This window comes from Glutamicibacter sp. GQ173 (assembly GCF_059759215.1).
In genome coordinates this window covers 772,964-792,568 of record NZ_JCAXDT010000001.1, presented here as the reverse complement: position 1 = coordinate 792,568, position 19,605 = coordinate 772,964, and the positions used below count along the sequence as shown (strand labels likewise).

At 62.1% G+C, this 19,605-nt stretch carries 16 protein-coding genes and 1 riboswitch; of the genes, 12 read left to right on the top strand and 4 right to left on the bottom strand.

From position 1 onward, the window contains the following. Positions 1 to 2: 2 nt before the first annotated feature. Genes AC6CHO_RS03740 through AC6CHO_RS03730 form a run of 3 tightly spaced genes read left to right on the top strand, consistent with a single transcriptional unit; the run spans position 3 to position 4,036 of the window. Positions 3 to 1,052 carry a FecCD family ABC transporter permease gene (locus AC6CHO_RS03740; protein ID WP_498213760.1) on the top strand — a complete coding sequence of 350 codons (1,050 nt, stop codon included), beginning with the start codon at positions 3 to 5 and terminating at the stop codon, positions 1,050 to 1,052. Between the two features lie 26 nt (positions 1,053 to 1,078). Beyond that, positions 1,079 to 2,137 carry a FecCD family ABC transporter permease gene (locus tag AC6CHO_RS03735; protein WP_498213759.1) on the top strand — a complete coding sequence of 353 codons (1,059 nt, stop codon included), beginning with the start codon at positions 1,079 to 1,081 and terminating at the stop codon, positions 2,135 to 2,137. A 3-nt stretch (positions 2,138 to 2,140) separates the two neighbouring features. Beyond that, a complete protein-coding gene (locus tag AC6CHO_RS03730; protein WP_498213758.1) occupies positions 2,141 to 4,036 on the top strand; it encodes an SIP domain-containing protein in 1,896 nt (631 codons plus the stop codon). A gap of 88 nt (positions 4,037 to 4,124) precedes the next feature. Here AC6CHO_RS03730 and AC6CHO_RS03725 read toward each other — a convergent pair whose 3' ends face one another. Further along, positions 4,125 to 4,601, bottom strand: coding sequence for a MarR family winged helix-turn-helix transcriptional regulator (locus tag AC6CHO_RS03725; RefSeq protein ID WP_498213757.1), 477 nt, complete (start codon positions 4,599 to 4,601; stop codon positions 4,125 to 4,127). A gap of 102 nt (positions 4,602 to 4,703) precedes the next feature. On the opposite strand from AC6CHO_RS03725, the gene AC6CHO_RS03720 reads away from it, so the two are divergent. Further along, the gene (locus AC6CHO_RS03720; protein WP_498213755.1) at positions 4,704 to 6,548 is read left to right on the top strand and encodes an ABC transporter ATP-binding protein; all 1,845 of its coding nucleotides are present in this window, start codon (positions 4,704 to 4,706) and stop codon (positions 6,546 to 6,548) included. Here the strand turns inward: AC6CHO_RS03720 and AC6CHO_RS03715 are convergent. Continuing rightward, on the bottom strand, positions 6,545 to 7,030 hold the full coding sequence (locus AC6CHO_RS03715) for a MarR family winged helix-turn-helix transcriptional regulator (RefSeq protein WP_498213754.1): 486 nt from the start codon (positions 7,028 to 7,030) through the stop codon (positions 6,545 to 6,547). The two genes, AC6CHO_RS03720 and AC6CHO_RS03715, sit on opposite strands and share 4 nt — an antisense overlap. Before the next feature lie 204 nt (positions 7,031 to 7,234). Between AC6CHO_RS03715 and AC6CHO_RS03710 the strand changes: the two genes are divergently transcribed. Then, positions 7,235 to 8,356 (top strand): glutathione S-transferase C-terminal domain-containing protein, encoded by a 1,122-nt coding sequence (locus tag AC6CHO_RS03710; protein ID WP_498213752.1) that lies wholly within the window; start codon positions 7,235 to 7,237, stop codon positions 8,354 to 8,356. Here AC6CHO_RS03710 and AC6CHO_RS03705 read toward each other — a convergent pair. After that, a complete protein-coding gene (locus AC6CHO_RS03705; RefSeq protein ID WP_498213751.1) occupies positions 8,353 to 8,658 on the bottom strand; it encodes a hypothetical protein in 306 nt (101 codons plus the stop codon). The genes AC6CHO_RS03710 and AC6CHO_RS03705 overlap by 4 nt on opposite strands. A 117-nt stretch (positions 8,659 to 8,775) precedes the next feature. On the opposite strand from AC6CHO_RS03705, the gene AC6CHO_RS03700 reads away from it, so the two are divergent. Beyond that, positions 8,776 to 9,699: an RNase H family protein gene (locus tag AC6CHO_RS03700; RefSeq protein WP_498213750.1), complete on the top strand. Its 924-nt coding sequence runs from the start codon at positions 8,776 to 8,778 to the stop codon at positions 9,697 to 9,699. A gap of 77 nt (positions 9,700 to 9,776) precedes the next feature. Here the strand turns inward: AC6CHO_RS03700 and AC6CHO_RS03695 are convergent, their stop codons facing one another. Continuing rightward, positions 9,777 to 11,228, bottom strand: coding sequence for an APC family permease (locus tag AC6CHO_RS03695; RefSeq protein ID WP_498213749.1), 1,452 nt, complete (start codon positions 11,226 to 11,228; stop codon positions 9,777 to 9,779). Between the two features lie 262 nt (positions 11,229 to 11,490). Between AC6CHO_RS03695 and AC6CHO_RS03690 the strand changes: the two genes are divergently transcribed. The 6 genes from AC6CHO_RS03690 (at position 11,491) to glyA (ending at position 19,601) form a co-directional block, all read left to right on the top strand. Next, complete coding sequence (locus AC6CHO_RS03690) at positions 11,491 to 12,642, top strand: serine hydrolase domain-containing protein (protein ID WP_498213748.1); 1,152 nt, start codon at positions 11,491 to 11,493, stop codon at positions 12,640 to 12,642. A gap of 56 nt (positions 12,643 to 12,698) precedes the next feature. Continuing rightward, entirely contained in the window at positions 12,699 to 13,487 is a 789-nt protein-coding gene (locus AC6CHO_RS03685; RefSeq protein WP_498213747.1) for an SGNH/GDSL hydrolase family protein, read from the top strand. Positions 13,488 to 13,588: 101 nt separating this feature from the next. Further along, positions 13,589 to 13,686, top strand: a riboswitch (glycine riboswitch). 165 nt (positions 13,687 to 13,851) lie between these two features. Next, entirely contained in the window at positions 13,852 to 16,698 is a 2,847-nt protein-coding gene (gene gcvP, locus AC6CHO_RS03680) for an aminomethyl-transferring glycine dehydrogenase (RefSeq protein WP_498213746.1), read from the top strand. A gap of 12 nt (positions 16,699 to 16,710) precedes the next feature. Continuing rightward, entirely contained in the window at positions 16,711 to 17,838 is a 1,128-nt protein-coding gene (gcvT, locus tag AC6CHO_RS03675; RefSeq protein WP_444662316.1) for a glycine cleavage system aminomethyltransferase GcvT, read from the top strand. Positions 17,839 to 17,898: 60 nt separating this feature from the next. Beyond that, positions 17,899 to 18,279, top strand: coding sequence for a glycine cleavage system protein GcvH (gene gcvH / locus AC6CHO_RS03670; RefSeq protein WP_060702456.1), 381 nt, complete (start codon positions 17,899 to 17,901; stop codon positions 18,277 to 18,279). After that, complete coding sequence (glyA, locus tag AC6CHO_RS03665) at positions 18,279 to 19,601, top strand: serine hydroxymethyltransferase (protein ID WP_498213745.1); 1,323 nt, start codon at positions 18,279 to 18,281, stop codon at positions 19,599 to 19,601. The genes gcvH and glyA overlap by 1 nt, the downstream gene beginning before the upstream one ends. Positions 19,602 to 19,605: the final 4 nt, after the last annotated feature.

The window sequence follows — 19,605 nt, the reverse complement described above, 5'->3', positions numbered from 1 at the left end:
CAATGACCGCGACTGAAAGCACGACGCGCCAAGCGCAGGAGCGCACCGGGCCCCGCTTGCCCCGGAAAGTCGGTGCCTTCCTGATCCTCGGGGCGCTGCTGGCAGTGGCCATAGCCGCTTCGCTGCTCTTCGGCGCCCGGTCGGTGTCGCTGGGCACCGCCAGCGATGCCCTATGGCATTTTGATCCGAACAACGGGGACCAAGGCGTGGTGGCCTCGCGCTTTGCCCGCACCGTCGGGGCGATTGTGGTCGGGGCGGCGCTGGGCCTGGCCGGGGCTGGACTCCAGGGGCTGACCCGCAACCCGCTGGCCGACACCGGGATCCTCGGGCTGAACGCGGGTTCTTCCATGAGCGTGGTCGTGGCCATCGCATTCTTGGGCGTCAGCTCATTGGCCGGCATCATGCTGGCAGCCTTTATTGGCGCGGCCGTGGTGATGATCCTGGTGTACCTGGTGGCCAGTGTGGGCCGCGAGGGAGCCACTCCGATCAAGCTCGCCTTGGGCGGTGCGGCCCTGGCAGTGGGCGTTGGGGCCATGACCAACGCGATCCTGATGGTCTCTGATTCCACCTTGGACCGCTTCCGCAAATGGCAAATCGGATCATTGTCCAGCACCCCGATCGACACCTTCCTCTCGGCGATACCGATGGTGGCCCTCGGCGCGCTGATCCTGCTGTCCACCGCGCGGGTTTCCAATGCGGTTTCCATGGGGGATGACACCGCCACCGCCCTGGGCTTCAACCTGGGCCGCGCGCGCCTGCTCGGATCGATCGGCGTGGTCATCCTGGCCGGCACTGCTACCGCGGTGGCCGGGCCGATCGCCTTTGTCGGGCTGATGATCCCGCATGCGGTCCGCCTGCTGGTGGGCTCCGATTATCGATGGCTGATGCCCGGCAGCCTGCTGGCCGGTCCGGTGCTGCTTTTGGCCGCTGATACCGTGGGCCGGGTGATCGCGCCGCCGAGCGAGATCCAAGTGGGCGTGATGTGCGCGATGATCGGCGGGCCGCTGTTTATCCTGATGATGCGCAGCGGCATGAAGTCGGTGAGCCTGTGAGCACGAAAGAAATGACAAGAGCAGCTATGAGCCAGCCAACCGCAAAAGAATCCGGGCCGGCGCCGCAAGGCGTGCCGGCCAAGGCCGCGGTGCGAAGGAACCTGGTACGCCGCACCGCCGGGTGGATGGCCTTGGCCATGGTGCTCACCATCATCGCCTACCTGTTCTGGGGCAGGGATCGATTGCCTGCGGCCGAAGTCCTGCAGGTGCTGGGCGGGCAGAAAGTCCCCGGAACCAGCTTCATCATCATGTCCGACAGGCTTCCGCGCGTTGCGGTCGGCGCCTTGGCGGGAGCCGGGCTGGGCATCTCCGGCGCCCTCTTCCAGCGCTGGCTGGGCAACCCGCTGGCCAGCCCGGACGTCATCGGCGTTGGCTATGGCGCATCGGCCGCCGCGGTCCTGGCCATGATCACCCTGGGCTATAACGACTGGAAGCTCAACGCCTTCGCGTTGGCCGGCGGCCTGGTTGTGGCCGCGCTGATCTATTGGCTTTCGGCCTCGGGCAAGCGCACCGGGCCTCGGCTGATCCTGGCCGGTCTGGCCATCGGCGCGATGCTCCAGGCCCTGATCCAGTACCTGCTGACCCAGGCGCAGGTGAATACCGCCAGCGATGTGATGCACTGGCTGACCGGATCGCTCTCCTCCAGCAACTGGCACAGCGCCCTGGTCCTCCTGATCAGCCTTGGGGCGATCGGCGTGGTCCTGCTGCCCTTCGTCGTGCGCCAGCTGAAGATGCTGGAGCTGGGCGAAGATTCGGCGGCCGCCTTGGGCGTGAACGTGAGCCGGGCCCGGATACTGCTCGTGGTTGTTGCCGTGGCCATGGGCGCCTTGCCCATTGCCATGACCGGCCCGCTGGCCTTTGTGGCCTTCCTGGCCGGGCCGATCAGCGCGGCGCTGAGCCGCGGGCCGATCAACATCCCCCTGGCGGGATTGACCGGGGCTGCCCTGGTCGTCGTTGCCAACTTTTTTGCCGCGAACTTGTTCGCAGATCTTGCACTGCCGGTAGGTGTCATCACCGGCGCATTCGGCGCACCCTTCCTGATTTGGATTCTGGTGCGCGCCAACTCAACCGGAAGCGGGGCATAACCCATGGCCACTTTGCAGGCTAGCGATCTGACCTTGGCCTATGACAAGGTCACCATCGTCGACGAGCTGTCCTTGGATATTCCCACCGGGCAGGTGAGCATCGTGGTGGGCGCCAATGGCTGCGGCAAGTCCACGTTGCTGCGTGCCCTGTCCCGGCTGCTCAAGCCATCGGGCGGCCAGGTGCTGCTGGACGGGGCGGATATCCACTCCAAGCCGGCCAAGGATGTCGCCAAGATCCTGGGCCTGCTGCCGCAGTCGCCGACCGCGCCGGATGGGATTACCGCCCGCGAGCTGATCAGCCGTGGACGCTACCCGCACCAGGGGCTTTTCAAGCGCTTCTCCGCCGAGGATGAAGCGGCGGTGAATCGTGCAATGGAGCTGACCGGCACTATCGAGCTGGCCGATCGCGCGGTGGATGAGCTCTCCGGCGGACAGCGCCAGCGCGTCTGGATCGCCATGGCCCTGGCCCAGGAAACCGACCTGCTGCTGCTCGATGAGCCCACGACCTTCCTGGACGTGGCCCACCAGCTGGAAGTGCTGGACGTGGTCAGCGAATTGAACCGCAGCCGCGGCATCACCGTGGTCATCGTGCTGCACGATTTGAACCTGGCAGCCCGCTACGCCGACTACCTGGTGGCCCTGCGCCATGGCAAGATCTACGCTGCCGGCCACCCCAATGAAGTGGTCACCGAAAAGACCGTCAAGGATGTTTTTGGCATGCCCAGCAGGGTGATCCCGGACCCGGTAGGCGGAACCCCGCTGGTCTTGCCCATTGGACGGCACCGGGTGCTGCGCACCGAACAGGTGCTGGCCTCCAAGGGCATTTTCCGCAGCGAGCCACAGGCGCTGGAGCCCGAAGCCGCGGTGCAGGGTGGAAACGAGGATGCCGCCGAGGCCACGGCGCTGGATTACCGTCCGGCCTACGAGCATGTCCCGACCCTGGCTTTTGACACCACGGTGGTCAACCGGCAGGAACTCTCGCCTTCCTTCCGCCGGCTGACCGTCAGCGGTAAGGACCTGGACTATTTCGGGACCAACAGCCACCCATTGGATATGCGCATCAAGCTGTTGCTGCCTCCGGCTGGCGGAACAGCCCTGACCGATGAAATCGCCTCGATGCGCCCGCAGGCCATGACCAGCCCAGCGGAACAAGAAGGCTGGTACAAGCGCTGGCTGTCCATTGATCCCGATACCCGCGGCTACATGCGAACCTATACGGTCCGGGCCTTCCGCGAGGCCGGGCACCGCGACAACCAGGGGCTGACCGCAGAATTGGATATCGACTTCGTGATGCACGGGCACCTGGTGGATGGAAAGCTGCAAGGCGGGCCGGCCACCGAATTCGGCGACCGCGCGCAGGTCGGAGATCAGCTGCTGTTGCTGGGCCCGAACAAGTTCCTGAACGACGCGAGCTACGGCGGCATCGAATTCCGTCCGGGCGAAGCGCGGCGAATCGTGCTGGCTGGCGATGAAACCGCGGCCCCGGCGATCTGCGCCATTCTCGAATCCCTGCCGTCGAATGTCACCGGGCATGCGCTCATTGAGGTTCCCGAGACCACCGACATCCTGGGTGCTTCGACCCGTTCGGGTGTTTCGGTGCAGTGGCTGACTCGCGGCAGCCACGCCCATGGCGAGCTGTTGCGCAATGCCTTGAGCCAGGTGGTGGCGATTCCTGCAGCAGGAGTGGTGCATACCAACGCCGAGCCGGAGGACATCGATGTGGACTCGCAGATCTTGTGGGAGACCGGGCAGGCCAACAAGGCGCCGTTCTATGCATGGGTCGCCGGGGAAGCGGGAACGGTCAAGGAAATGCGCCGCTACCTCGTCCGCGAAGCTGGCATCGACCGCAAACAGGTAGCGTTCATGGGCTACTGGCGCCACGGCAAGACCGAGAACTGAGAACTAATTCCGCGTCAGCGCAGAACGAAGGCCACGGCCCGGATAACCACGCAGTGGTTATCCGGGCCGTGGCCCTTTAATGCGAAATTCAGTGTGCGGATCCTGGCTCCTTGCACGCCGAGCGTGCCGGCCGCGGATTGTCCCGGTCGAGGATTTCCAGTAGCCTCGTGAGTTTTTCGCGGTCCTGAGGCGAAAGTTTTTCGAAGTACCCTTCCATGCTGTCCCTGCGAAGCCGGGACATCTCGCCCAGCTGTGCCCGGCCACTGGGACTTAACGCGATCAGTGTTGCGCGGCGGTCTGCAGGATCCGGGGTGCGAATCACCAGCTGCTTGGCCTCCAGCTGGTCGACTACCTCGGTGGTGGAGCGCGCTGCGATATGCAGCCGCTCGGCAAGCTGCGAATTGCGCAAGCCCTCGGACTCGGCACGCCCCAGCAGGGACAGCACCCGTGACTGGTGAGGGGTGATCCCCAGGGGGATCAATCCTTCCCTCCAGCGGCCTCGAATAACGCGCGACGCGCGGAGGAAAAGATCTGCCAAGTCAGGCTTGGACTCTTCGTTCTGCATGGTTTCAAGAATAGTGTGTTCTTCAGAACAATTTCAAGATGGAACCACATAGTGAGGTTACCTCTGTTATTCTTTGGGGAAGAGAATGATGAAGGAGGGTCTATGAGCGTGAATTCAATGCCCGGGCATCCCGGTGGGCCGGCCGGCGGAGGGCGAATGAAAAATGCCGTCCAGGATAGGCAATGGCTGGCCGAGCATCCGGTGTCGCTTCAGCGCGTAGCAGCACTGTTCCGCCCGCATCTGGGATCTGTCCTTGCCGTGGTGCTGCTGATTGCAGCCTCGTCCATCATTGGCCTGGCGCAGCCCTTCATTGTTCGAGAGCTGATAGATGTCGCGATTCCCCAGTCCAATATTCGCTTCTTGGTGCTTGGTGCCGGGGGACTGGTAGCGATTGCCCTGGCCACCGCGGTGCTGGAGGTTTTGCAGACCTGGCGGGCCACCCTGATGGGGCAGCGCGTGATGCACCGGTTGCGAACCGGGCTCTTCACGCACCTGCAAAAGCAATCACTGGGATTTTTCACCAACTCGCGATCCGGCGATGTGCAGTCCCGGCTGATCAATGACGTAGGGCAGATGCAGTCGGTGATCACCAACTCGGCAACGAGCATCGCCTCGAACTTGACCACTGTGGTGGCTACGGCCGTGGCCATGGTGGCAATTTCCTGGAAGCTGAGCCTGATTTCCCTGGTTGTCTTCCCGCCGGCCATCTTGCTGGCCAAGCAAACCGCGAAACTGCGTCGAGCGGTCACCGGCAAGCGCCAGCGCGAGATGTCGAACCTGGCATCTCTCATTGAAGAGCGCCTGAGCATTTCCGGCGTTCGCCTCTCCAAGATCATGGGCACCGGTCCCGCAGATGCTCAGGCATTCGCAGGTTCCAGCCACAGGCTCATTGATCTTGAAATGAAAAGCGCACTAGCGGGTCGCTGGCGCATGGCTACCATGAGCATCATCTTCGCAGCCATTCCAGCGGCGCTCTATTTGGCCGCTGGCCTGCCGGTGACCGGTGATGGCATGAGCATCGGAACGCTGGTGGCCTTCACTGGACTGCAAGCCGGGATCTTCCGACCGGTCATGGGGCTCATGCAGCTCTCGGTGCAGTGGGTATCCGCGATGGCGCTGTTCAGCCGCGTCTTCGAATACCTGGATGCGGATCAAGAACTCCCGGTGGCCGATGAGCCAAAGGCGGTGGAGCCCGAGCGAATCAGCGGCGAGGTTCAGCTGCGTGATGTGTGTTTCCGCTATCCGGAGGCGCATAAGCCAACCCTGGACCAGCTGAATCTGACACTCAAGGCCGGCACCATGACGGCAGTGGTGGGAGCTACTGGCTCGGGAAAGTCGACGCTCGGCTCCCTATTGCCTCGCCTGCTAGATCCAACCTCCGGGCAGGTGTTGCTTGATGGGGTGGACCTGAGGGAATACGACCCGCAGGGCATCGCCCATGCAGTTTCCGTTGTTGCCCAGGAAAGCTACTTGTTGCACGATACGGTCCGGGCCAACCTGTTGTGGGCTGCGCCGGGGGCGACCGACGAGCAGTTGTGGCATGCCCTGGAAGCGGCGCAGATTGCCGAGCTGATTCGCAGCTTGCCCCTGGGCATTGAGACCGAAGTGGGGCAGCGGGGACACCGGTTCTCCGGCGGCGAACAGCAGCGCCTGGCCATTGCCCGCACCATGCTGCGCGAACCCAAGGTCCTGGTGCTGGATGAAGCCACCAGCGCGTTGGATACGGTCACCGAGGCCTTGGTCCAGCAGGCATTGGACGAGCTGGCCGCGGGCCGAACCACGTTGCTGATTGCCCACCGGTTGAGCACGGTAATGCGTGCGGATCATATTGTGGTGCTTGAAGGCGGGAAGATCGCAGAGGCCGGAACCTTTGGCGAGCTGGTGTCCCTCGGTGGGCGTTTCGCCCGTTTGGTCCAGAACAGCGAGCTGGCCTCGCGGGCAAGCTAGCAGCTGGAGTCCTTGAGCCCCTGCTGCTCGATCGATTCAAGAATCTTGGGCAATGCGGTCTCCAGGGCGCGGCGTTCGGCCGCGTCGAGTGAATCAAAGAGGGTTTCGCGCACAAAGCTCACGTGGCTCGGTGCCGCGTTTTCGATGGTTGCCTGGCCTTGCTCGGTCAGCGCAATTTGATGGCCGCGGCGGTCGGTCTCATCGGAGCAGCGGCTGATCAGGCCCTTGGCCTCCATGCGGCGCAAGAGGTGGGAGAGGCGCGAACGATCCCAGCGCAGTGCCTCGGCGACGTCCGCGGGACGTAAACTGGGTTCGGTTGCTTCAGAAAGCACGGCCAGGACCGAGTACTCTCCGGACTGCATTTGGGAATCGCGCATCAGCTGGCGATCCATGGCGCTGGGGAATAGCCAGAGGAATTCGCGGATGGTTCTCCAGAGGTCCTGCTCGCTCTCGGATAGCCAGCGGGTCTCATCGCTCGTCATTTTTCTTCACCTTTTTAGAATCTTGCAGGTCAGCAAATTTTGTTGACGCATCAATCATCTCGTGTAGAGTTTAATTTTGCAATATATGGTGACGCGTCAATCAGATATCTGATCTTGCAGCCATGTTCAATTGCTGCCGCTTGCCATAGTGTCGATAGGGGAGCGCGCAATCTTGATTGGCATGACGGACTGTGGAGGGAAAAGATGAGCGAGGAATATTCAACCAAGGGTGCCTATGTCACCGGCGGGGAATTCACCCGGGATACCAATTACATCCAAGACCGGATCGTGGCTGATGCGAACCCGGCAAATTACAGCAGCGAACACAACAACAGCAAGATCGGCCACCCGGACGCCGGCGTCGGCGAAGGCGCCCAGCTCTGGCCGGTGGAAGCCGGACGCTACCGGCTAGTCGCGGCTCGCGCCTGCCCATGGGCCAACCGCACGCTGATTGTTCGCCGAATATTGGGCCTGGAAGACGCGCTGTCTGTCGGGCTGCCCGGCCCCACGCACGATGCCCGCAGCTGGACCTTTGACCTGGACCTCAGCGGGAAAGACCCGGTCCTTGGCACCGAGCGCATTCAAGAGAACTACTTCAAGCGCTTTGCCGACTACCCGCGGGGCATCACCGTACCGGCCATCGTGGACATTCCCACCGGGGCGGTCGTCACCAACGACTACCCGCAAATCACCTGGGACCTGTCCACCCAATGGAAAGTATTCCATCGCGAAGGCGCGCCCAACCTGATACCGCAAGACCAGCTGGAGGAGATGCTCCCGCTGATCAAGCGCATCTTCACCGAAGTCAATAACGGCGTCTACCGCGCCGGCTTCGCGGGCAGCCAAAGCGCCTACAACGATGCCTATGACCGGCTGTTTGCCACCTTGGATTTCCTTGAAGAGCGCCTGTCCACCCGCCGCTTCCTCATGGGCGACCACATCACCGAGGCAGATGTCCGGCTCTTCACCACCCTGGTTCGATTCGATCCGGTGTACCACGGGCACTTCAAAACCAACCGGAACAAGCTCATCGAAATGCCGAACCTCTGGGGCTATGCACGGGATTTGTTCCAGACTCCCGGCTTTGGCGACACTATCGACTTCGAGCAGATCAAGGTCCACTACTATGTGGTCCACGAAGATATCAACCCCACCCAGATCATCCCCAAGGGGCCGGTCTTGGAGAACTGGCTGGAAGCACCAGAACGCGAGCGCTTGGCCGACCAGGGCCCGTGGCTAGAAGGCACGGCCCCGGCGCCGGTGCGCCCGCAAGAGCGCGTGCAGTCCGGGCACAATCCGCTGTACCCCGCTGAACTGGCAGGCTAGTAGTCAAACCCCTGAGCTTCACAGGCCTTCTTGAATCCTTCAAGATCCGTGATCTCAGGGGCTTGCGGCTCTCGGAGATCAACCGCATCGCGCACTTGCCCGGTAGTGGATTGCGCACCATGGGCTGCGGCCTTTTGCATATTGGTTTCTCCAACCCCCTGGGGCGCGTCGAGCCCGCCGCCAAAATGGATGCAGGCCGCATAGCCTTCTGGGTCCTGCTCCCTGAACTGATCGGTCGAGGGCGCCGAGCACGCGGCCAATAGCAGGCTGGTGGCCGCCAAGAATGGCAAGATTTTCTTCACGCCACCCATAGTAGCCAGCGCACGGCAAGATGAAGTGCGAACAACGCCATAGATCTGGCGGCGACATGGCCCAATCCATGAGCCGGAGCCAGGCCCTTAGCGTGGCAGGATTAAACCATGACGATCATTGCTGCTGCAGATGGATCCGCCCTCGGCAACCCCGGGCCGGCCGGTTGGGCCTGGTACGTAGACGAAGAGAACTGGGCCGCTGGCGGCTGGGACCATGGGACCAACAACATGGGCGAGCTCCAAGCTGTCCTCGAGCTCTTCCGTTCCACCGCGCACCTGCCGGATGAAGAGCTGAAGATCCTCTGTGATTCGCAATATGCGATCAATTGCATCAGCAAATGGATGCCCGGATGGAAAAAGCGCGGCTGGAAAAAGGCCGATGGCAAACAAGTCCTCAACCAGGACATCCTCAAGGAACTTGATGCCGCGATCCAAGGGCGGAAGTACGCCTTTGAATGGGTCAAGGGGCACGCCGGCCATGAGCTGAACGAAGCTGCCGATGACCGCGCGCGGGCGGCAGCGACGGCGCATCAGCAGGGCACCGCTGTGGATGCTGGACCCGGCTACGCCGGTGGCGCACGCTCCGCAGCAGCCGCAGACGGCACCGCCACTGCGCCACCGATTCCGGCGTCATCGGAAGTTCCGCCCGCCGCCCAGGTGCACGCGGAGCCGGGTGCCGACTTCGCGGCCACGGTCTACGAACTTGAACTCGGCTTCCTCGACCCGCAGATCCGGTCCAGTTTCACTGAGCTCAAGGATTTCCTGCACCCGAGCTACCAGGAAGTGACCCGGCATGGCGGCCTGCTTGATGTCGCGACGATCGGATCGCTCTTGAGCGCTGGATCTTCCCTTCCTGGCACCGGCCAGATGCAGGTCTTGGCCACCCGCCAGATCAGCGAGGAAATGGTGCTGTTGGCCTACCGGATGAAGCCAGTCGACACCGGGACGCTCATTGTCTCTTCGTGGTGGCAGCTAGGTGCCAGCGGCTGGAAGCTTCGCTTCCGGCAGGAAACCATCGAGCAGCCAGCCTAGGTCCTGCCGCCGGGCATAGAGCAAAAAACATGGTCCACCGGGAAATTCCCGATGGGCCATGTTTTTGCCAAAACTACTTATTTGTAGTTACCAGGGCGGGTCTCGATGATGCCCTTCTTGTAATTGACGCGGTTGATCAGCCAGGTCAGCGCCCAAAGAGCCACGCCAATGACCAATAGCAGGCCCGCGATCTCGTACTGCACCCAGTCGGCGCGCGAACGCGCCCATGGGCCGGCGAGGAACAAGCAGAAGGCCACGCCAAGAATCGGGATGATGGTCGGTGCGCGGAACGCATCGTCCGGTGCCTTCTCGCGGCGCAGCACCAGCAGCGAAACGTTCACGACCGCGAAGACGCACAGCAGCAGCAGCGCAGTTGTGCCGCCCAGGGAACCGACAATGCCGTTCTCGCTGCCCAGGTTTACATAGGCCACCAAGGCGATGGCCAGGGCGGTGCTGAACAGGATGGCTACCCAAGGGGAACGGCGGGTGGAGTGCACCTTTCCCAGGAACTGCGGCAGCACGCCCTGGCGCGCCATGCCGTAGATCAGACGGCTTGCCATGAGCATGTTCATCAGCGCCGTATTTACCACCGCAAAGACAGTCACGAACGGGAAGATGGTATCGATTGGAATGTTCGGTGCGCCGATGCGCACCACGTCCAACAGGATGCCGGCATCCGGATTCTTCGGATTCAGCAGGTCGCCGGTGGGGATCACCATGATGATGGTGATGGCCACGAGCATGTAGATCGCGGCGCATAACCCCAAGCTGGTTAGCATGATCTTCGGGAAGATCTTGTTCGGGTTTTTCGTCTCTTCCACCAGGTTGACCGAGTCCTCGAAGCCCACCATGGCGAAGAACGCGATGGCCGTACCCATGGTCACCGCGGCGAAGAGGTTGCGATCCGAAGGGGTCTCGAAGACCACCAGGCGGCTCACGTCGCCCTGGCCCGAAGCGATAACTGCGAAGCCAATGCCGATAATCACCGCCATGATCGCCAGCGAAACGATGGTCAGCACCAGATTGAACCGTACGCTCTCGCCCACACCGCGCAGGTTGATCAGTGCAAGGAGAACGATGATGACAATGGCCGCCCACATACCCGCCTGCGGGGTCGTAGGCACACCGTCAATGAATTGGCCAAAGCCGATCAACAGGTTTTGCCCCACCAGGGTTGCCGACGTGGCAGCGCTGGTAATGCCAGAGCAAGCCACGGTGAAGGCCACGATAAAGGTGACAAAATGGACGCCGAAAGCCTTGTGTACATACAGCGCAGCGCCGGCGGACTGAGGGTATTTGGTCACCAGTTCCAGGTAGCTGAACGCGGTGAGGGTTGCGATGGCGAAAGCGATCAGAAATGGCAGCCACGCTGCGCCGCCGACCTGTCCCGCAACCTTGCCGGTGATGGCAAAAATTCCTGCGCCGATGATGTCGCCCATGATCAGGAACAGCAGCAGCTTGGGGCCGATCACCCGCTTGAGTTCTGCATCCTGGTTCTGGGGTATTAGCGTGTCACTATCCACAGTCATGCGATCGAGATCATCTCCTTCAAATATTGGTGGGAAGCATGACAAATTTAGTGGCTGCCCTCAAAGCGGGCAACCTGCCTTCCGGGCTGGCTCACAGTTTCCCGAGCCCAGCGGTATGAACCATGGGATAAACGGTCAAAGCCTGGCAAACTTGTGACTTGACGTACGGATATGCTGGTAGGGGTGCTCGGGGCGCCAATCGTGAATTGCACGGAATCCGACTAGGGTTAGTTGAAAAGCGAAAAGCAGTTTAAGGATGTAAATGGACTTGGTGATCAGCGAAGATTTCGCACCGTTGGCTCAGGCTCTCGAAGCACGAGCTGCCGAAGAAGAAAACTACTCGGCGCAGCTGGCCGTATATCACCGAGGCGAGCTGGTGCTCAGCCACAGCGTAGGTGATCACCTTTCCGGGGATGCGTTGACTTGTGTTTTCTCCTGCACCAAGGGGCTAGGCGCGCTGGTCGTTGCCCTGCTTGTCCAGGATGGCCTGATCGACCCCACCGTGCCGATGGCCACCTACTGGCCGGAATTCGGTGATGGTGGAAAAAATTCCCTGAGCGTCGGTGAAGCACTCAGCCATCAGGCTGGCGTCCTTGGTGTTCCCGGCGGAGTGCCCAGCAAGGTGTTGCTGAACTCGGCAGAATACGCCAAGGTCCTGGCGTCCATGCCAAGTATCTGGCCGCTGGGCCAGAACATCGTGGGCTACCATGCCATCACCATGGGAATACTCATGGAAGAACTGGTTCGCAGGGTCACCGGCAAGGAACTCAAGGAGGTCTTTGAAGAGCGAATCCGCAAGCCATTGGGGGTGGATGCCTATATCGGGCAGGACCCCGCGCTGGAATACCGCTACCGCGACGTCTTGCCGGCAGCCGAAACTTCCACCGAATTTTTCGATCCCTTCTCACCGGCTGGCCTTGCCGTGAACTCCTCCTCCGGATTCGCCTTGGAAAGCGGCCCAGTCTACAACTGGCACGAACTGGCCAATGCCGCACAGGTTCGCGAGCTTGGCCCAGCTTCCATGGGTGGCGTAGCCAATGCCCAGGGCTTGGCTGCCATTTATGCCGCGTCTTTTGGAGCAGTTCCTGCCCTCGGCGCTTCCAGCGGATTCCTCAGCGAGGAGACTTGGTCGAAGGTCTCCACGGAGCTGGTCTACGGCCATGACCGCACCAACGGATTGCTGCACGCCTTCGCCTTGGGATTCATGAAAGCCACCTCGCGCATCGACTACGGCTCGATTTTTGCCTATGGACACGATGGCGCGAACTCCTCGCTGGCCTTTGCAGACCCGGCCTATCAGTTGGGTTTTGGCTTCATCCCGTCACGCAATGAAGGCGCCAGAGATGTTTCTACGGGGGTGCAGCTCAGCCAGCTGGCGCGTCAGCTCATCTTGGCCAAGAACGCCAAAGCGTAATCCAGCTAGCCTCGTGGCACTACGCAAGATCATCAGGAACATGAAGTGGGATTGAAGTGAAGAAATTTCTGGCATTGGGTGATTCATTTACCGAAGGCGTTGGCGATGCCGACGCAGCACGTCCAAACCAGGTGCGCGGATGGGCCGACCGGGTTGCTGAAGTGCTCAGCGCGCAGGGGGATTGGGAATATGCCAATCTTGCGGTGCGCGGCAAGAAAATTGGCCAGGTGATCAACCAGCAGCTTGACCAGGGGCTGTCCATGGCTCCGGACCTGGTGAGCATCTACGCCGGCGGAAACGATATCCTTCGCCCCACCGCGGATTTGGACGCGCTGATGCGCGGCTATGACGGAATGATCCGCCGCTTTTCCGATGCTGGTTGCACCGTGATGCTCTTTACCGGTTTTGATACCGTCGAGTCCCCGCTGTTTTCCAGGACTCGCCCGCGCACGGCCATCTATAACGAGAAGGTCCGCGAGATCGCCGACAAGCACGGCGCGATCATCGCCGACTACTGGCGCTGGCGGGAATTCTCGGACCTGCGGTACTGGGCCGCAGACCGCCTGCATATGAATGAACTTGGCCATGCGCTGATGGCCTCCAAGGTGCTCAACGTCCTGGGCGAAGAGCAGGTGGCCGAGGGCAACTGGGCCGAACTGATCCAGGCTCCAGTGCTGCCCGAGCTGGCCGTGAACTCGCGCGGCGAGAAGCTCAAGGAAGAATTGGGCTGGGCCACCGAGCATTTGGTGCCGTGGCTCAAGCGCCGCCTGACCGGAACGTCCTCTGGAGACTCCTTGTCAGCCAAGTATCCCGAGTACGTTCGGCTAGCCGTCCCGGCGAGCTAGAAGTTTTGTGTCAGTTTTTCTGCCGAGGCGTCTTTGATGTTCCGCGCGAGGCAGGTAACATGGTTGTGTGCTGCGGGTCTCCGACCGGCAGCGTGCGCCATAGACGGATGGCGGGAGAGCCCCGTTCACACCATGGACGGGCGCCGTAGGAGCAATTCCTCCCCAGGAAACTCTCAGGCCCCCGTACCGCCATCACGAGGCAACTCTGGAAAGTAGCCGGCCAGTACCGGTTCACCGAAGGTGCAAGCGCCCGGCTTAGTTGGCCGGACGCGTAAAACTCTCAGGTAGTGCAACAGGGATGGGGAGGCAAAGCGTCCTTCCTTTGGCATGCGCCAAGACAGATCCCCGTGGAGACTCCAGCACCATGACCATCACGCAGATTTCGGCTTCTACGAATAGCGAATTCGTTGCTCGCCATATCGGCCCGCGTCCTTCCGACGTAGACACCATGCTTCAGACTCTGGGCTACAACAGCCTCGAAGACCTGATCGACACCGCCGTTCCGGCAGACATCCGCCAAGACGCCATGCTGGATATCCCAGCCGCCCTGAGCGAAACCCAAGCACTGGCCCACCTGCGTGACCTGGCCTCCAAGAACGTCATGAAGACCCAGATGATCGGCCAGGGCTTCTACGACACCATCACCCCCGCGGTGATCCGCCGCAACATCGTGGAAAACCCGGCCTGGTACACCGCTTACACCCCGTACCAGCCAGAAATCTCCCAGGGCCGCCTCGAAGCCCTGCTGAACTTCCAGACCATGGTCATGGACCTGACCGGACTGCCGATCGCCAATGCTTCGCTGCTGGACGAATCCTCCGCCGCCGCCGAAGCGGTGCTGATGATGCGCCGTGCCAACAAGAAGAAGGCCAAGGGCAAGACCGTCCTGGACTCCAACATCTTCCCGCAGACCATCAAGGTCGTGCAGGGCCGCGCCGACGCGCTGGGCTTCGAAGTCGAGGTCGCTGACCTCTCCGCAGGCCTGCCAGAAGGCGACATTTCCGGCATCGTGCTGCAGCAGCCAGGCAGCAACGGCTCGATCTCCGAGCACGCCGGCATCATCGCCGCCGCCAAGGAAGCCGGCGCCATGGTCACCGTGATCGCCGACCTGCTGGCACTGACCATGATCACCCCTCCGGGCGAGCAGGGCGCCGATATCGCCGTGGGCAACACCCAGCGCTTTGGCGTGCCGCTGTTCTTCGGCGGACCGCACGCAGCCTACATGGCAGTGGCTGATGGCCTGACCCGTTCCATGCCAGGACGCCTGGTCGGCGTTTCGGTGGATGACGCAGGAGTTCCTGCCTACCGCCTGGCGCTGCAGACCCGCGAGCAGCACATCCGCCGCGAGAAGGCCACCTCCAACATCTGCACCGCACAGGCATTGCTGGCCATCTGCGCCTCCATGTACGCGGTGTACCACGGCCCAGCAGGCCTGAAGCAGATTGCATCGCGCGCCAACAACCACGCCCGCGTGATCGCCAGCTCGCTGGTTGCCGGCGGATTCACCTTGGCCTCGCAAACCTTCTTCGACACCGTCGTGGTGAACGTCGAGAACGCCGAGGAAACCATCGCCAAGGCCATCGAAGCGGGCATCAACCTGCGCAAGGTCAGCGACACCCAGGTCGGCGTCTCCACCGACGAGACCACCACCTCGGACATTGTGAAGTCCCTGCTGGAGGTCTTTGGCGTGCAGCTCTCGGCTCCTGAAGGATTCGAGATCCCTGCCAGCCAGGTGCGCACCAGCGACTTCATGACCCACCCGATCTTCAACACGATCTCCTCCGAGACCCAGATGATGCGCTACCTGCGCCGCCTCTCGGACCGCGACCTGGCGCTGGACCGCACCATGATCCCGCTGGGCTCATGCACCATGAAGCTGAACTCCGCTGCCGAGATGGAATCCATCACCTGGCCAGAGTTCGCTTCCATCCACCCCTACGCACCAGCAGAGCAGACCGAGGGGTGGCGCGAACTGATCACCGACCTGGAAGGCCGCCTGACCGCGATCACCGGCTACGCTGGCGTCTCCATCCAACCAAACGCCGGCTCGCAGGGCGAATACGCAGGCCTGCTGGCCATCTCGGATTACCACGCATCGCGTGGCGAGGGCCAGCGCAATGTCTGCCTGATCCCGGCTTCCGCCCACGGCACCAACGCCGCCTCGGCAGTGCTGGCCGGCATGAAGGTCGTGGTCGTGAAGACCGCAGCCGACGGAACCATCGACGCCAATGACCTGGATGCCAAGATCGAGGCCAACAAGGACGTCCTCTCGGCCATCATGATCACCTACCCGTCCACCCACGGGGTCTACGACGCCGACGTGCGCGAGGTCTGCGACAAGATCCACGCTGCTGGCGGACAGGTGTACATCGACGGCGCCAACATGAACGCCATGGTGGGCCTGGCCCAGCCGGGCAAGTTCGGCGGAGACGTCAGCCACCTGAACCTGCACAAGACCTTCTGCATCCCGCACGGCGGCGGCGGCCCGGGCGTCGGCCCGATCGGCGTGGGCGAGCACCTGCTGCCATTCCTTCCCGGAGATGCCTCGGGCACCTACACCGAGCGCGACGGCGTGCCGGTAGTTGCTACCGCCTTCGGCTCGGCCGGCGTCCTGCCGATCTCCTGGGCCTACATCGCGATGATGGGCGGGGACGGCTTGACCGAAGCCACCAAGCACGCCATCTTGAACGCCAACTACATTGCCAAGCGCCTGAACGAGCACTTCCCCGTGCTGTTCACCGGCAACAAGGGCCTGGTTGCCCACGAGTGCATCCTGGACCTGCGCGAGCTGACCGCGAAGACCGGTGTGACCGCAGAAGATGTGGCCAAGCGCCTGATCGACTTCGGCTTCCACGCACCGACCCTGTCCTTCCCGGTCGCCGGCACCCTGATGGTGGAGCCCACCGAATCCGAGGACCTGGGCGAGATCGAGCGCTTCATCGAAGCCATGATCACCATCCGCCAAGAAATGGAAGAGGTGCTCTCCGGGGTCTACACCATCGAGCAGTCCCCGCTGCGCAACGCTCCGCACACGGTCGCCGCTGTGGTCAACAGCGGCTGGGACCGCAAGTACTCGGTAGAGCAGGCCGCCTTCCCGGTAGCCAGCTTGAAATCCGACAAGTACTTCCCGGCCGTCGGACGCATCGACGGCGCCGGTGGCGACCGAAACCTGATCTGCTCCTGCCCGGCTCCTGAAGCCTTCGAAGACTAGGAAGACTTTGAGATGACTGAGACCACCCAAGAACTCAAGCACACCGCCCTGCATGCCCAGCACGCAGAACTCGGCGCCAACTTCACCGACTTCGGCGGCTGGGATATGCCGCTGAAGTACGGTTCGGAACTAGCCGAGCACAAGGCCGTGCGCTCCACTGCTGGCCTGTTCGACCTGTCCCACATGGGCGAGGTATACCTTTCTGGTCCGCAGGCCGGCACCGCGCTGAACACCGCGCTGGCTGGCAACTTCACCATCATGAAGGTGGGCAAAGCGAAGTACTCGCTGATCCTCGATGCTGAAGGAAAGATCATCGATGACCTGATCGTGTACCGCCTGGCAGAAGAAGAATTCCTCGTGGTGCCCAATGCCGGCAACGCCGACGTGGTGGCCGTGGCCCTTCAAGAGCGCGCTGCAGGATTCGACGTGCAGGTGGATAACGCCTCGGCCCGCCAGAGCCTGATCGCAGTCCAGGGACCCAACGCGCAGGCGATTGTCTCCAAACTGGCAGCGGATGCCGAAACCGCCCAGAGCGTCACAGAGCTGAAATATTACGCAGCGGCCAAGCTGGTGCTCGGCGGTATCGACGTGCTCCTGGCGCGCACAGGATACACCGGCGAAGACGGCTTCGAATTAATCATCGACAATGAACAAGCCGCCGAACTGTGGGCCAAGATCATCGCCATTGGCGCGGACCACGAATTGGTTCCGTGCGGCCTGGCCGCTCGCGACTCGCTCCGCCTTGAAGCAGGCATGCCGCTGTACGGCAACGAGCTGAGCCTGGATCGCACCCCATTTGATGCGGGATTTGGCCCAGTGGTCTCCTTCAAGAAGGAAGAAGACTTCGTAGGCCGCAAGGCACTGGAGTCCCTGCGCGAGCAGACCCCGGCACGCAAGCTCGTTGGCCTGAAGGGCCTGGGAAAGCGCGCGGGACGCGGCGGCTACGCCATCGTGAAGGACGGGGCCACTGTTGGTGAAATCACCTCCGGACAGCCTTCTCCGACCCTCGGCTACCCGGTGGCCCTGGGGTATGTGGATGCGGAATTCAGCGAAGTCGGCACCGAGCTGGAAGTAGATCTGCGCGGTAAGACTTTGCCATTTGTCGTCGTCGAACTGCCGTTCTACACGCGAGCCAAGTAACGTTAAACATCAGTAGGGCCAAGCCATACGCCCGCTTATTCCCTTGGGAGAGGAAATACCGTGAGTAAAGTTCTTTCGTCATTGCGCTACTCGGCCGAGCACGAGTGGATCGATGCATCGTCCCCAGCCAAGGTCGGCATCACCCAGATCGCTGCAGACGCCCTGGGCGACGTGGTCTACGTGGACCTGCCGGAGGTTGGCGATTCCGTCAGCGCCGGTGAAACCTGCGGCGAGGTGGAATCCACCAAGTCGGTATCCGATCTGTACTCGCCAGTGACCGGCACGGTAGTTGCCATCAACGACGAGGCTGTAGATAACCCAGCCATCCTGAACGAAGACCCCTACGGTGCCGGCTGGCTGTTCACCGTAGAAGTGACCGAAGAGGGTCCGCTGCTTTCGGCAGCAGACTATGCAAGCACCAATGGTGGAGACGTCCAGTAATGAGCAACCCGACTTTTGAATCCCTAGCACCAGCATCGCTGACCCAGTCGCTGGCTGCCCTTGACCCAGAAGTAGCGCAGCGCATCGACGCTGAACTGGCCCGCCAGCAGCGCGGCCTGGAAATGATCGCCTCGGAGAACCACACCGCCCAGGCCGTCATGCAGGCCCAGGGCTCGGTGCTGACCAACAAGTATGCTGAGGGCTACCCGGGCCGCCGCTACTACGGCGGCTGCGAAGAAGTCGACGTCATCGAGACCCTGGCCATCGAGCGCATCAAGGAACTGTTCGGCGCGAACTTCGCCAACGTCCAGCCGCACTCCGGTGCCCAGGCCAACGCTTCGGTGTACCACGCGCTGGTCCGCCCGGGCGACACCGTGCTGGGATTGAACTTGGCCCACGGCGGGCACCTGACCCATGGCATGAAGCTGAACTTCTCCGGCCGCTTGTTCAACATCGTGCCCTACGGCGTGAACGAAGAGACCAACGTGGTGGACATGGACGAGGTGGAGCGCCTTGCCATCGAGCACCAGCCGAAGATGATCGTGGCTGGCTGGTCGGCGTACCCGCGCCAGCTGGACTTCAAGCGCTTCCGCGAAATCGCTGACAAGGTCGGCGCGTACTTGTTTGTGGACATGGCTCACTTCGCGGGCCTGGTCGCTGCCGGGTTGCACCCGTCTCCTGTGCCTTACGCCCACGTGGTTACCTCGACCACCCACAAGACCCTTGCCGGTCCTCGTGGCGGCATCATCTTGTCCAACGATGCCGAGATCGCCAAGAAGCTGAACTCTGCTGTCTTCCCAGGCCAGCAGGGCGGCCCGCTGGAGCACGTGATTGCTGGCAAGGCAGTGGCCTTCAAGATCGCTGCGTCCGAAGAGTTCAAGGAGCGCCAGCAGCGCACCTTGGCTGGTGCCAAGATCCTTGCTGAGCGCCTGACGCAGGATGATGTGGCGGCCAAGGGGATCAGCGTGCTGACTGGTGGCACCGATGTGCACCTGGTTTTGGTTGATCTGCGTAATTCGGAGTTGGATGGCCAGCAGGCCGAGGATTTGCTGGCACAGGTGGAGATCACGGTGAACCGCAATGCGGTGCCGTTTGATCCTCGTCCGCCGATGGTGACTTCGGGGTTGCGCATCGGTACTCCGGCGCTGGCAACGCGTGGTTTCTCGGAGGCGGCGTTTGCCGAGGTTGCCGAGATCATTGCCCAGGCGTTGATCGCTGGTGCTGATGGCAATACCTCGGTGTTGCCGGAGCTGAAGGACCGGGTTCTGAAGCTGGCCGAAGCTCATCCGCTGTATCCGGATCTGGCCAAGGTTTCCGAGTAGCACC